At 70.3% G+C, this 12617-nt stretch carries 11 protein-coding genes and 1 pseudogene; 4 read left to right on the top strand and 8 right to left on the bottom strand.

Translation table 11 applies throughout. The annotated features are described in order from the left end of the window. Window positions 1–291 precede the first annotated feature (291 nt). Window positions 292–885, top strand: coding sequence for a TetR/AcrR family transcriptional regulator (locus AB0G35_RS17115; RefSeq protein ID WP_360949553.1), 594 nt, complete (start codon window positions 292–294; stop codon window positions 883–885). Window positions 886–1168: 283 nt separating this feature from the next. On the opposite strand, the gene AB0G35_RS17110 is transcribed toward AB0G35_RS17115, so the two are convergent. Both AB0G35_RS17110 and AB0G35_RS17105 read right to left on the bottom strand, forming a co-directional pair. Beyond that, on the bottom strand, window positions 1169–1480 hold the full coding sequence (locus AB0G35_RS17110) for a hypothetical protein (RefSeq protein ID WP_360949351.1): 312 nt from the start codon (window positions 1478–1480) through the stop codon (window positions 1169–1171). Window positions 1481–1921: 441 nt separating this feature from the next. Further along, window positions 1922–2524 (bottom strand): TetR/AcrR family transcriptional regulator, encoded by a 603-nt coding sequence (locus tag AB0G35_RS17105; protein ID WP_360949349.1) that lies wholly within the window; start codon window positions 2522–2524, stop codon window positions 1922–1924. A gap of 418 nt (window positions 2525–2942) precedes the next feature. On the opposite strand from AB0G35_RS17105, the gene AB0G35_RS17100 reads away from it, so the two are divergent. After that, window positions 2943–3719: an SDR family oxidoreductase gene (locus tag AB0G35_RS17100; protein WP_360949347.1), complete on the top strand. Its 777-nt coding sequence runs from the start codon at window positions 2943–2945 to the stop codon at window positions 3717–3719. 51 nt (window positions 3720–3770) lie between these two features. On the opposite strand, the gene AB0G35_RS17095 is transcribed toward AB0G35_RS17100, so the two are convergent. The 3 genes from AB0G35_RS17095 to AB0G35_RS17085 form a co-directional block, all read right to left on the bottom strand. Beyond that, a complete protein-coding gene (locus AB0G35_RS17095; protein ID WP_360949345.1) occupies window positions 3771–4574 on the bottom strand; it encodes a DeoR/GlpR family DNA-binding transcription regulator in 804 nt (267 codons plus the stop codon). A 132-nt stretch (window positions 4575–4706) separates the two neighbouring features. Beyond that, window positions 4707–5588, bottom strand: a complete 882-nt coding sequence (locus tag AB0G35_RS17090; RefSeq protein WP_360949343.1) for a class II fructose-bisphosphate aldolase — start codon at window positions 5586–5588, stop codon at window positions 4707–4709. Between the two features lie 117 nt (window positions 5589–5705). Continuing rightward, window positions 5706–6611: a sugar isomerase gene (locus tag AB0G35_RS17085; protein ID WP_360949341.1), complete on the bottom strand. Its 906-nt coding sequence runs from the start codon at window positions 6609–6611 to the stop codon at window positions 5706–5708. Between the two features lie 443 nt (window positions 6612–7054). On the opposite strand from AB0G35_RS17085, the pseudogene AB0G35_RS17080 reads away from it, so the two are divergent. Continuing rightward, window positions 7055–8520, top strand: a pseudogene (locus AB0G35_RS17080) (sugar porter family MFS transporter). A 70-nt stretch (window positions 8521–8590) separates the two neighbouring features. Here the strand turns inward: AB0G35_RS17080 and AB0G35_RS17075 are convergent. Beyond that, on the bottom strand, window positions 8591–8890 hold the full coding sequence (locus tag AB0G35_RS17075) for a YciI family protein (RefSeq protein WP_360949339.1): 300 nt from the start codon (window positions 8888–8890) through the stop codon (window positions 8591–8593). Window positions 8891–8921: 31 nt separating this feature from the next. Further along, window positions 8922–10343 (bottom strand): amidase, encoded by a 1422-nt coding sequence (locus tag AB0G35_RS17070; RefSeq protein ID WP_360949337.1) that lies wholly within the window; start codon window positions 10341–10343, stop codon window positions 8922–8924. 169 nt (window positions 10344–10512) lie between these two features. Here AB0G35_RS17070 and AB0G35_RS17065 point away from each other — a divergent pair, with 169 nt between their 5' ends. Continuing rightward, window positions 10513–11217 carry an endonuclease V gene (locus tag AB0G35_RS17065; protein WP_360949335.1) on the top strand — a complete coding sequence of 235 codons (705 nt, stop codon included), beginning with the start codon at window positions 10513–10515 and terminating at the stop codon, window positions 11215–11217. Window positions 11218–11252: 35 nt separating this feature from the next. Here AB0G35_RS17065 and AB0G35_RS17060 read toward each other — a convergent pair whose 3' ends face one another. Next, the gene (locus tag AB0G35_RS17060) at window positions 11253–12443 is read right to left on the bottom strand and encodes a saccharopine dehydrogenase NADP-binding domain-containing protein (protein WP_360949333.1); all 1191 of its coding nucleotides are present in this window, start codon (window positions 12441–12443) and stop codon (window positions 11253–11255) included. Between the last annotated feature and the right edge of the window lie 174 nt (window positions 12444–12617).

Genomic DNA, 12617 nt, shown 5'->3' with positions numbered 1-12617 from the left:
TCGGCGGAGGCTCGGCGGGAGGTTCAGGCCAGGCGGGAGGTGCAGGTTCGGCGGGAAGCTCGGCGGGAGGCGGAGGTCCGACGGGAGAGGCCCGATGGGAGGCGTATGCCGCGATGGCGGTGTGGGTCCGCTGGGAGGTCCGATGGGGGCGTGGGCCCGATGGGAGGCGCATCCCCGACGGGGGGTGCGGGTCTGATGGGAGGCGGAAGCCCGATCAGGGGGCAGGTCCAATGGGGAGGACCGCTTCGACGGAGCGACAATGGCCGGGTGCCAGCCGCCAAGAAGAAGACCATGACCGCCCCGGCCTCACCGGAGCGCCGCCGCGAACTGCTCAACACCGCGGCCGAGGTGTTCGCCGCTCAGGGTTACAACGCCACCACCGTCCGCCGGATCGCGGACGAGGCCGGAATGCTCGCGGGCAGCCTCTACTACCACTTCGACTCCAAGGAATCGATGCTGGACGAGATCCTGTCCACGTTCCTGACCGAGCTCTGGGACGGCTACGACGCCGTACTCGCCGCCGGGCTCGGCCCCAGGGAGACCATCGAGGCCCTGGTCACCGAGTCCTTCCGGGAGATCGACCGGCACCGCGCCGCCGTCGCTATCTATCAGAAGGAGGCCCGGCACCTCGCCGACCAGCCCCGCTTCGGCTATCTCGCCGACTCCCAGCAGAAGTTCGAAAAGGCATGGCTGGGAACGCTGGAACGAGGCGTGGCCGACGGCGTCTTCCGCGCGGACCTCGACGTCCGACTCACCTACCGCTTCGTGCGCGACACCGTCTGGGTCGCCGCCTCGTGGTACCGGCCGGGCGGACAGCACAGCCCCGAGGAGATCGCCCGGCAGTACCTCTCCATGGTCCTGGACGGCATCGCCGTCCGAGGCTGACCCGCAATGCCGCACGCGGCTGACCGTGCCGCCGTACGCCAGTGACCGTGATGCCGTACCGCCGGGGCGCCGGGGCGACAACCTATCGGGTCATCGGGCCGTAGGGCACGGACGGTAGCTGACCCGGCAACGGACGCGGCAACGCACGGTGGGCCGTCGATCCCCCGACGACCCACCGCTCACTGATCACTGATCACTGATCACTGATCACTGATCTCTGCTCAGAGCTCGATACTCACTGCTCACTGGCGCTACTCACTGCTCTGAGCAGGAATTACCGCTCTCAGCAGGAAACATTCTTCACATACAGCGCCCGCGGAATTTCCGTCGTGCCGTACCAGACGTCCTTCGTCGCCCCCATGGGAAGGCGACCGCTCGGGTCCTTGTGGTGAGGAATGACGATCTTGTAGCACGACACGCGCTGGGTGCACAGATTCGACAGGCGGACGTAGCGCTGCTGGCCCTTGGTGAAGTACTTGCGCACCTTGACGCACTGCGGTGAGTGGTCGGCGGCCGCTGCCGGCGACGAGGCGAGCAATGTGAGCGAGGCGCTGCCCGCCACCGTCGCCAGCGCTATGGCCATGATCTTCCGCACGTGATCTCCCCCGGTTGGAAAACTCAGATTTCAACCCCCGCGAAGCACGATCGGCTTCGCACGTTCATTCCCCATTGTCCACACGCGCCACGGCAAAACAGCCTCGGGGGTCTCACAGGGACACAAGCGCGACACAAGAGCGACCCTTTCGGAACCAGCCCCCGCCCAATCCGACCACGTCACTTCAAGCCCACACCACGCCAGCCTGCGCCGAACCCCCACCACCCCCAGACCGAACCCACCATGCCAAGTCGAACGCGCCACGCCAGGCCGAAAGGTGCCGAGCCAGGTCGAAGCCGAAAGGTGCCGAGCCGGGTCGAAGGCGTCGACCCGGCTCGCGCCGAAGGACCAGCCCGCCGCCCCGCCCCGCCCTCGCCCCCCGCCCCGCCCGGCAGCAAGCCCCGCCCTCAACCGCTGGCCGACTAAAGCTGGTCCGGCCGACTACAGCTCGTCGATCCGCAGATACTCCAAGGCCCGCTGAGTGAGCTCGGCCACATCACCCGGCTCGTCCTGCCGCGCCCAGTACTCCATGGCAACGCTGAGCCCATCGATCAACGCGCACGTGAGCAGTCGCACCTCCATGCTGTCCTCCGGCGCACCCTTCCGCGCCGCCAGTACGGGTACCAGCTGGTCCTGCATGTCCCGTCCCGCGGCGAGCCACCGCATCCGGACGGCGGGAACCGTACACATCACCCGCACCAGCCGACGGGCCTGCTCCGGATCCGCGAGACGCCGCGCCGAAGCCGATGTTTCGAACGCCGCCTGCACTGCCCTGGTCAACGGCTCATCGACCGGACGCGTCGCCAGGTCCTCGATGAGCTGCCCGACGCCGGACGTCAGCACGGGCGTCAGTGCGTCCTCCTTCGCCGCGCAATAGCGGTAGAAGGTGCGCAACGAAATGCCGGCCGCCGACGCGATGTCCTCGACCGTCGTCGCCTCGTACCCCTTCTCGGAGAAGAGCGCCGCCGCGGCCTCGGCGATCTCCAACCGGGTCTCCAGCCGTCGCCGCTCGGTCAGCGATGGTCTACCTCGTGCTGCCGTCATCCATCTCTCCCGGCCTATGGGTCGCCCCGCCTCTCCGAACACCCCTGTCTATCAGCCACCCCCTCTCCACACTCGCTCCCAGCCCGCCCCGTACTCCCTGCCCGAGGCTCACCGAGCCCCCATCCAAGCCATCCAAGCCACCACTCCCGTAATTCTGACGCAAACTAGCTACTTGGCACGTCATGTCAAAAAATCGTATGTTGGCAACCCGCCACCCCAGGGCCTCGCCGCCGGTGGCGCCGCACCAGCCTTCCTTTCCTGCCCCCCCCGGGCCGCACCACCGGCTCGACCGAGCCGCGGCCGCCGACCGAGCACGCCCCCACGTCAACCCCCTGCACGAATCCACCCCCGCTCGGTCCGCCACCCCGACGAGGCGCAAGCACCCCCTTCTGTCCACCTCCTCTCCAAGGAGCCGACCATGTCCCGCACCTATCTCGTCACCGGAGCCGCCTCCGGCATAGGCAACGCCACCGCAGCCCACCTCCGGGCCCTGGGTCACACGGTGATCGGTGCCGACCTGAAGAACACCGACATCTCCGCCGACCTGACGACATCCGAAGGTCGTAAGGAACTGGCCGAGGGGGCACGGGAGTTGACCGGCGGACGACTCGACGCCGTCATCGCCTGCGCGGGCCTCGCCGACTTTCACCCCCGCACCGTCCAGGTCAACTACTTCGGCGTCATCGCCACCCTGGAGGGCCTGCGTCCGCTGCTCGCCGCCGGTACGGACCCGCGCGCCGTACTGGTTTCCTCCGCCGCCGCCGTCCACCCGGCCGACCCGGCCATCGTCGACGCGGCCCTCAGCGGCGATGAGCACGCGGCCGTCTCCGCCGCCCAGGCGGCCATCGACCGCGGCGAGGGGTATGCGATCTACACCTCGTCGAAGCAGGCCATCGCCCGATGGGTCCGCCGCACGGCCGTCTCCGACGACTGGGCCGCCGCCGGCATCCCCCTCAACGCCGTCGGCCCCGGCACCGTCATCACCCCCATGACCGAGCCCATGCTCGCCGACCCGCAGTTGCGCCAGGCCGTCGACAGCACCATCCCGATGCCCCTGCACGGCCACGCCGCCCCGGAACAGGTCGCCCCGCTGCTCGCCTGGCTGACCTCCCCCGAGAACACCCACGTCACCGGCCAGGTCATCTACCTGGACGGCGGCGCCGACGCCACCCTCCGCGGAGACACCACCTGGTAACCCCCACCCGGTCCGCCCCACTCACTCGCGCTGCTCGCTTGCTTTGCTCGCTCACTCGCTCGTGGGTGGGCGGGCCGTCACCACGCGCAGTCCTCGGTCTGCGAACTCGCGGCGGGTGGCTTCCTTGGCACTCGCGTCCGTGATGAAGGTGTCGAAGACATCCGTGTCACCGACCCGGGCGAAACACCGTTCGCCGATCTTCGACGAGTCCGCGACGACCACCGCACGTCGGGCGCGCTCTGCCATGAGGCGGTTGACCCGGGCCTCGGCCTCGTCGTGAACGGTGGCCCCCATCACCGGATCCATGCCGTTCGCCCCGATGAACGCGATATCGATCGAGATCTGCTGGAGCACCAACTCGCTGAACGGGCCGACGAGTTCAAACGACCGCGAGTGCGCCACCCCACCAGTGAGCACAATCTTGATCTGTGGCCGCACGGCCAGCTCATTGGCGATGTTCAGCGAATTGGTGACGATCGTCAGATGCGGCTGGGGGCCCGCCTCTGCGAAGTCCGGCCGTGTGGCGAGCACCCGGGCGATCGCCGTGGTCGTGGTGCCACCGCTCAGCCCGACCACATCACCCCGTTCGACCAGCCTCGCCGCAGCCTGGGCCACCGCCTCCTTCTCCGCCGACCGGTGCGCATGCTTGTAGCGGATCGGCAGGTCGTAGGCCACGGAGCTGAGTACCGCCCCGCCGCGGGTGCGGGTCAGCAGCTGCTGCTCGGCGAGAGCATCCATGTCGCGCCGCATCGTGGCGGCCGAGACCTCCAGTGCGGTCGCTGCCTCCTCGACATCCACCCGACCCCGCTCCCCGAGGAGCTCAAGCAGTGCGTTCATCCGTTCGTGGCGCTTCATAGCGCGAGCCTAATTCGTTTCCATCGACCACGATGACGCCCGTCCAGTACCCCCGTTCGTCACCTCTCTCCTCACTTTCCTCTGACTCCTTCCTGATGTCTGACCGGTGCCCGCTCGGCTGCGGGCCGGTTCTCAGCGACGGGCCGATGCCTGGGTCGCGAACTGCTCCGGGACCGGCGCCGAAGTGGCCAGCACGCCCAGCAGTCGTGCGGCCTCTTCGGCCACGGCCTCCCGGGCAGGCTTGACGTACTTCCGGGAGTCGACCAGCGACGGGTTCGCAGCCAGCGTTCCGCGTATGGACCGGGTGAAGACGGAGACCAGGTGCGTGGAAATGTTGATCTTCGTCATTCCGGCGGCGATGGCCCGGCGCAACTCGTCGTCCGGTACTCCGGAGGACCCGTGCAGGACCAGGGGCACCGGCAGCGTGGCACGGAGCGCCCCGATGAGCTCCTTGTCCAGGACGGCGGTGCGCTCCTGCATCGCATGGGACGAGCCCACGGCCACGGCGAGGGCATCCACGCCGGTCGCGCCGACGAATGCCAACGCCTCGTCCGGGTCCGTGCGCACGCCCGGTGCGTGCACGCCGTCCTTGCCGCCCACTTCACCGAGTTCCGCCTCGACATAGGCGCCACGGTCGTGGCACCAGGAGGTGAGTTCGGCGGTGGTGGCGACGTTCTCCTCGTAGGGGAGTGCGGAAGCGTCCACCATGACCGAACCGACCCCTGCGGTGATGCCCTCGCGGACCAGTTCGGCATCGGTGATGTGGTCGAGATGGACCGCGATCCGGGCGCTGGAGCCCTCGGCGAGGGCCAGCGTGGCGTGGGTGATGGGGAGCAGGCTGCCGTGGTAGCGGATGCAGTTCTCGCTGATCTGCAGGATCAGTGGGATGCCGGTGCGTTCGGCAGCGGTGACGAGTGCCTCGGCGGTTTCCAAGTGGATGACGTTGAAGGCCGCTGCGCCGACGCGCGCCTCACGTGCGGACTCGATGATGGTTGAGGTGGGGACCAGAGGCATGGGATGTGAACTCCCTTGCAGGACAAAAGGAACGGACAGTGGAACGGAAGGCGGAGGGGAGGGGAGGGGAGGGGAGGGGGAAGCGGCCTGAGCGGTGGAGTACGGGCCGTCTGCGGGTTATGAGGCGGCCGGGGCGTCGAGCATCACCGAGCGGGTCAGGCTGCGCGGGTTGTCCGGGTCCAGGCCGCGGGCCCGGGCACGCTCCAGCGCCACCCGCTGAACCAGCACCAGCTCGGCCAGCGGATCGCGCGCATGGCGCACGAAACGCGCACCCGTCCGCACCACATCGGCCTCCAGCCCCTCCGGGGCCGCACCGAACAGCCAGGTCACCCGGCCGGGCGCGGCTATCGAGATGGGGCCGTGCCGGTACTCCATGGCGGGGTAGGACTCCGTCCAGCTCTGCGAGGCCTCCCGCATCTTGAGAGCCGCCTCGTTGGCCAGCCCGAAGGTCCATCCCGTGCCGAGGAAGGAGAACTGCTCGGCGTCCACCCACTCCTTCTCGACCGTCGCCGCCAGAGCCCCTTCCGCGTCGACCACCGCCCGGGAGACGTCCTCGCCCAGATGGGCGCGCAGCAACGTCAGCGCCGTGGTCGCGAAGCGGGTCTGCACCACCGATTTCTCGTCGGCGAACGGAAGCTCGACCGTTTCGTCGGAGAGGGCGACCGCCGGCGTCTCGGGGTCACCCAGGATCGTCACCGTAGGAATGCGTCCCTTGACCGTGTCGAGTACCCGCAGTACCTCGGTCGTGGTGCCCGAGCGGGTGATCGCCACCACCGCGTCATAGCCGCGGTCGCCGCCGAGGAAGGCTTCGGAAGCGGCGAACGGGTCCGTCACACCCAAGCCGGCGCCCTCCCGCAGCGCTGCGTACGACTGCGCCATGAACCATGAGGTGCCACAGCCGATGACGGCTACTCGTTGCCCCGCCTTCGGCAGCGGTCCGGCGGCCGTTCCGATCCGTGCGGCCTGCCGCCAGGTCTCCGGCTGGCTGTGCAGCTCCTGCTCCATGTACGAGGTCTCGCTCATGGCCCACCCTCCCGTGATGTGTGATGCGGTCTTGCTTTCTTGCTGCCGGTTCCCTGCGGGCCGGCCGGACACTTTGCGATCGCGCCGCCCGGCCGACTGCTCGAAACTGCAACTTTCTCGTTCGGTGCAATCGACTGTACGCACAATCGCGCTGGCGATCCATCCCTCGAACGGGTGTATGTGGCAGAGGTGAGATGAAGGACTGGCGCTGCGCCTCGGTCTCCGTGGCTACAGGTGAGTGTTGACACGTGCGCGAAGTGAGTCGAATACTTGCATGATCAGTCATGGCGGCGGCATGCGGTTCGCTCACGCGTGACCGGTCGCGCATGACCAGTCATCGGCCCGACAGCGTCGCTGACGTCAGTCGCTGACCGCTCGCCAGCCACGACTCACTCGCCACCACTCACCGCAGCAAGGCCACTCCGCCGCACAAAGGACTTCCCATGTCCACTGCCAAGCTCTCCGCGACGCCTCCGCCGCCATCCGCCAGGACCGCCGGCCGCACCGGCAGGCTGTTCGCCCTCACCGGCGCCATCGTCGGCGTCATCTACGGCTACGACACCGGCAGCATCTCCGGTGCCCTGGTGTTCCTGAGCCAGGACTTCCATCTCACCGAAACCGAAAAAGGGCTGGTCAACAGCGTCTTGGTGTTCGGCTCCATCGTGGGCGCACTGATCGGCGGCAAGCTCGCCGACGCGTTGGGGCGGAAGGCGGCGATGCTTATCGTCGCCGGCTCGTACGCGGTGTTCGTCGCGCTCTCCGCCGCCGCGCCCAATGTCGTCGTGCTGGACGTCGTCCGCTTCCTGCTCGGCGTCGCCATCGGGATCTCCATCGTCGCCGCGCCGCTCTACGTCGCCGAATCCACTCCCGCCCGTATCCGAGGCGCCTCGGTGGCCGCCTACCAAGTGGCCACGGTCGCCGGGATCGTCCTCACGTACTTCGTCAACTGGGGCCTGTCCGGTGGCGGGCACTGGCGCTGGATGCTCGGCCTCTCCGCGATCCCCGCCGCGCTGGTCCTGATTCCGCTGCTCCGGCTGCCGGACACCCCGCGGTGGTACGTCCTCAAGGGGCGTACGGAACGGGCCGTCGAAGTGATGGCCATGACCGATCCCGACGTCGATCCGCGCGCGGAGGTCGCAGCCGTCGGCGCCGCACTCGCCATGGAGAGCGGCGGATCGGCGCGTTCCCTGCTGCGCAAGCCCTACGCCCGCGCGGCGCTCTTCGTCATCGGGCTGGGATTCTTCTGCCAGATCACCGGCATCAACGCCGTGACGTACTACAGCCCGCAGATCTTCGAGGAGATGGGCTTCACCGGCAACGGACAGAACTTCCTGCTGCCGTCCTTCGTCCAGCTCGCCTCACTGGCCGCCACCGTGCTCGCCATCCTCGTCATCGACCGGCTCGGCCGCCGGGTGGTGCTGCTCTGCGGCATCGGCACCATGGTCGTGATGCTGGGCGTGCTGACCGCGGTCTTCGGCACGGGCGAGCTGCACGGCACCACGACCTGGGTGGGTTTCGGGGCCATCCTGCTGTTCACCGCGGCCTTCAACTTCGGTTTCGGGTCGCTGATCTGGGTCTACGCGAGTGAGGCGTTCCCGGCGCAGCTGCGGTCACCGGGGCCTCGGTGATGCTCACCGCGGATCTGGTCGCCAACCTGCTGATCGCCCAGTTCTTCCCCTCGCTGATGGCCTGGGCGGGAGCGGCCCGGACCTTCGCGGGGCTCGGCGTGCTGGCCCTCGCCGCGCTGGTCTTCGCGACCGTCACTGCCCCGGAGACCAAGGGGCGCCAGCTCGAAGAGATCCAGGAGTACTGGCGCAACGGCGGCCGGTGGCCCACGGCCGGCGCGCCCGAACCGGTGAGCGCCGCCCCGCTCGGCACCTCAGCGATGCCGCCTACCAGGTCTTCGTAGTCTTCTCGCCCGCTCGGCGGGCATCCGGGCCTGGGCGCGCTACCGGGTGCCCGCCTCGCCGGTCCGCACCTCAGGTCGGCAGCTGCTCCCGGTACGCCTCCAGGGCGGGGGCGGTCGTCGTCGCCACGAATTCCGTGATCCGGTACTCGCAGACACCGGCGAGGGTGAACGGATCCTGGGCCACGATCTCCTCCACGGTCGCCCGGTCCATCCCGGCGGCGAGGATCACGCCGCCGTCACGCGGGACCTTGCGCCCGGCGGCGAGGAAATGTCCGGCCGCGTACTCCTGCTGCAGCCAGGCCACATGCTCCTCAAGGACGGCGTCGACGCGTTCGAGGGGTGCGGCATAGGTCAGTTCCAGTACGAACATGGTCCGCAATATATGCACTGGCTGCTTGCTCTCAGGTGGTGGGCAGGTCCGGGCGCTGTCTCCCGTGGCGGGTCGCGGTCTCATAGGCATGGCCGGCCTGCAATACGGCGAGGTCGGCCCTCGGCGCCCCGATGAACTGCAGGCCCACCGGTAGACCGCTGGGCGTGAAGCCCGCCGGCACCGAGAGGGCCGGCACCCCGAGGAGGGAGATCAGGTAGGCCGAGCGCATCCAGTCCAGATACGTCTCCGTGCGACGGCCGGCGACCTCCGTCGGGTACTCCAGCTCCGCGTCGAACGGCGCGACCTGACTGACCGGGGCGAGCAGCAGATCGTAACGGGAGAAGAAGTCCACCGCGCCGAGGTGGAGCCGGCTGCGGACCGTGGTGGCGGTGATGAGATCCGCGGCGGTGAGCCGGCGGCCCTGCTCGATGTTCCAGACAAGGCTGGGCTTGAGGGCTTCCCGGTCGGCGTCGAGCAGCACGCCCAGCGCCAGGTCGAAGCTGTGCGCCCGCAGCGTACGGAACGCCTCGTCGGCCCCGGCCAGGTCCGGGCACGCCGCCTCCACACGACAGCCGAGCGCTTTCAGGACGCTCAACTGCGGCTCCAGTACGGCGAGGACGTCCGGATCGGCCGGCGCGTGTCCGCCGAGGTCGGGTGCCCAGGCGACGCGCAGACCGCGCAGTTCGCGGTCGAGCGGGACCCGGAACGCTGCGCCGGGCGTCTCCAGACTGAAGGGGCAGCGCGGATCCGGGCCGGCCATCGCGGACAGCAGCAACGCGGTGTCCGCGACGGTCCGCCCCATGGGCCCCGGGACCGCCAGGGTGTCCCAGAGGTTGCCGCCGGGGTGCGGAGGCACCCGACCCGGGGTGGGCCGCAGCCCGACCACATTGCAGAAGGACGCCGGATTGCGCAGCGAGCCGCCCATGTCACTGCCGTCGGCGAGGGGTTGCAGCCCGGCCGCCAGGGCCGCCGCGGCGCCACCGCTGCTCCCGCCCGCCGACCGGCTGGTGTCGTAGGGATTGCGGGTGACGCCGAAGACCGGGTTGAAGGTGTGCGAACCGGCGGCGAACTCGGGCACGTTGGTCTTGCCGAGGCGGATCGCGCCGGCCCGCTGGAGACGGTCGACGACCAGGTCGTCCTCGGCGGGCACGTAGTCGGCGAAGAGCGGCGAACCGAACGTGGTGCGCATACCGCGGGTGAGGTGGGTGTCCTTGAAGGCGATCGGCAGGCCGTGCAGGGGCGGCACCTCGGCGCCCCGGGCGAGGCCGTCGTCGGCCCGGCCGGCGGCGGCCAGGGCGCCCTCGGGATCGAGCGTGACAAGGGCGTTGACGGCCGGATTGACCTGCTCGATCCGGTCCAGATGAGCCTGCACGACCTCCCGGGCGGACAGCTCGCGGCGGCGCAACCGGGCGGCGAGGTCGGTGGCATCGAGCTCGTGAAGTGCGTCGGACATGGCGGGCCTCGGGGGTGTCAGGGACGTGTGTCGAGGGCGGACCGCGGGACGGCGGCGTGCAGTGCCGGGACCACTCTCCTCACCGTACCGAGGGGCACTGACAGTCCGTCCGGTCGTCGTTCCGCCCGGCGAACGGGCCGGTCAGCCGTTCGGTAGCGTGGCGGTCATCATGAACACTCCCGGAACGATCTCCCGCGACGTGGAACTGCGGCGCTGGCCGGCCGACGAGGACCAGGCCCGCGCGGTCCAGGACCGGCTGCGGCCCTACGTACGGCTCGACGAACCCGGCCCGCAACCGGGCTTCGCGGGCACGGTCGTGGGCGTGGACGTCGCCTACGACGACGCGCGCGATGTCGTCGCCGCGGCCGCCGTGGCGCTGGACGCCCGTACCCGCGCCGTCGTCGACGAGGCCACCGCCGTCGGCCCGGTCTCCTTCCCGTACGTGCCGGGGCTGCTGGCCTTCCGGGAGATCCCCACCGTGCTCGCGGCGCTCGACCGTCTTGCCCGCACTCCCGACCTGGTGATCTGCGACGGCTACGGAGTGGCACATCCGCGGCGCTTCGGACTGGCCAGCCATCTGGGGGTGCTCACCGGTCTGCCCACCATCGGTGTCGCCAAGAACCCCTTCACCTTCCGGTACGACCCTCCGGGCCCGGAGCGGGGTGCCACCTCTCCGCTCCTGGACGGCGACGAGGAGGTGGGACGAGCGCTGCGGACCCAGACGGGCGTCAAACCGGTCTTTGTCTCCGTGGGGCACCGGGTCAACCTCGACCGGGCCTGCGCCCACACGCTGCACCTGGCGCCGGACTACCGGATTCCGGAGACCACCCGGGCCGCCGATGCCCTGTGCCGCCGGGCCCTGGCCGGAGCCTGACACCGGACCTCGCGCTCATGGAACGGGCGGCCCGGCTACCCCTCCCGGACGACCCGGAAGGTGATGCCCGCCTTCTGGAGCCGCGACGTCAGCGCGTCCCCCATGGCCACCGCGGGCGTCACCTGGCCGACGGTCCGCGGCAGATCGTCGAAGGCCAGGCTGAGCGCCGCCTCGGCGAGCATCTTCGCCGTCTCGTCGTAGCCGGGATCGCCGCCCGCGACCTCGGTGATCAGGCGTTTGCCGCCGCCGGAGGCGACGAACCGCACCGTGAACCAGCTCCGGGCGCGCCGCTCCGCGCTCGGCCCCCGGCCCGGCTCCAGACGGCCCGACAACCACCGCCGCGCGGGCGGGACCTGGGCGGCCGCGCACAGCGCCCCGGCGCCCAGGGCCCCGCCCACGGCGATCGGCAGCCGCCGGACGCCGGCGTAGTGGCGGTAGCGGAAGTCCGGGCCGTAGCGGTCCAGCGCGGCGGCCGAGCGGGCGATGATCTGCGGGTCGAGGGTCGGCAGCGGCACGCCCCAGGTGCCGGTCTCCGCGCTCCTGAGGGGCGGGCCGAACGGGGCCCGGATCCGGCGCCCGGCCGGCCGGGGCTCGGCCCGCTGCCGCTCGCGGGCCGCCCGTGCCATGGCGACCGGCCGTGAGGCGACGGTCAGCGCGGAGGCCAGCGTTCCGCCGGAGAACGTCGCGTTGGTGCGCACGAAGCCGTCGATGCGCAGCGGGACGCCCTCGGGGAGCAGGCCCACGGTGTAGTGGACGCCGAGGTCGTGGGGGACGGAGTCGAAGCCGGCGGCGTGGATCAGGCGCGCGCCCGAGGTGCGGGCGGTCGCGTCGTGCCGCAAGAACATGCGGTCGATGAATTCCGGCTCGCCGGTGAGGTCGACGTAGTCGGTGCCGGCCGCGGCGCAGGCGGCGACCAGCGGCTCACCGTGCAGCAGGTAGGGGCCCACCGTCGTCGCCAGCACCCGGGTGCCGGCGGCGAGAGCGTGCACGGCGCCGCGGTCGTCGCTCTCGGCCCGCAGCAGCGGCAGATCGCCGCAGGCCGGATGGAGCTCCGCCAAGCGCTCGCGCAGGCGCTCCAGTTTGGAGAGGTTGCGGCCGGCCAGCGCCCATCGGCAGTCCTGGGGCGCGTGCTCGGCCAGATAGGCGGCGGTGAGGGCGCCGACGAAACCCGTCGCCCCGTAGAGGACCAGGTCGTAGGCCCGTCCCTCGGTGTCCTGCCGATGCATGCTGTGTCCTCTCGACCGCCCCGGTGAGCTGGTGTTCGGACCCTAGGCAGTCCCCGACCTCCCGTCAACGAGGGCCTGACGCGGCCCGGTTGGGGCCAGGACGGCCCGGAACGCCACGAGGGCGGGGCGCGGCGTGAACCCTTGACAGGGTGGGGCGGCCGGGCCACATTCACC

It is taken from the genome of Streptomyces sp. NPDC021749 (assembly GCF_040640655.1).
In the GTDB taxonomy this organism is placed as follows: Bacteria; Actinomycetota; Actinomycetes; order Streptomycetales; family Streptomycetaceae; genus Streptomyces.
Note: the sequence above shows the minus strand (reverse complement) of the source record. Positions and strands in the feature narration are given on the sequence as shown.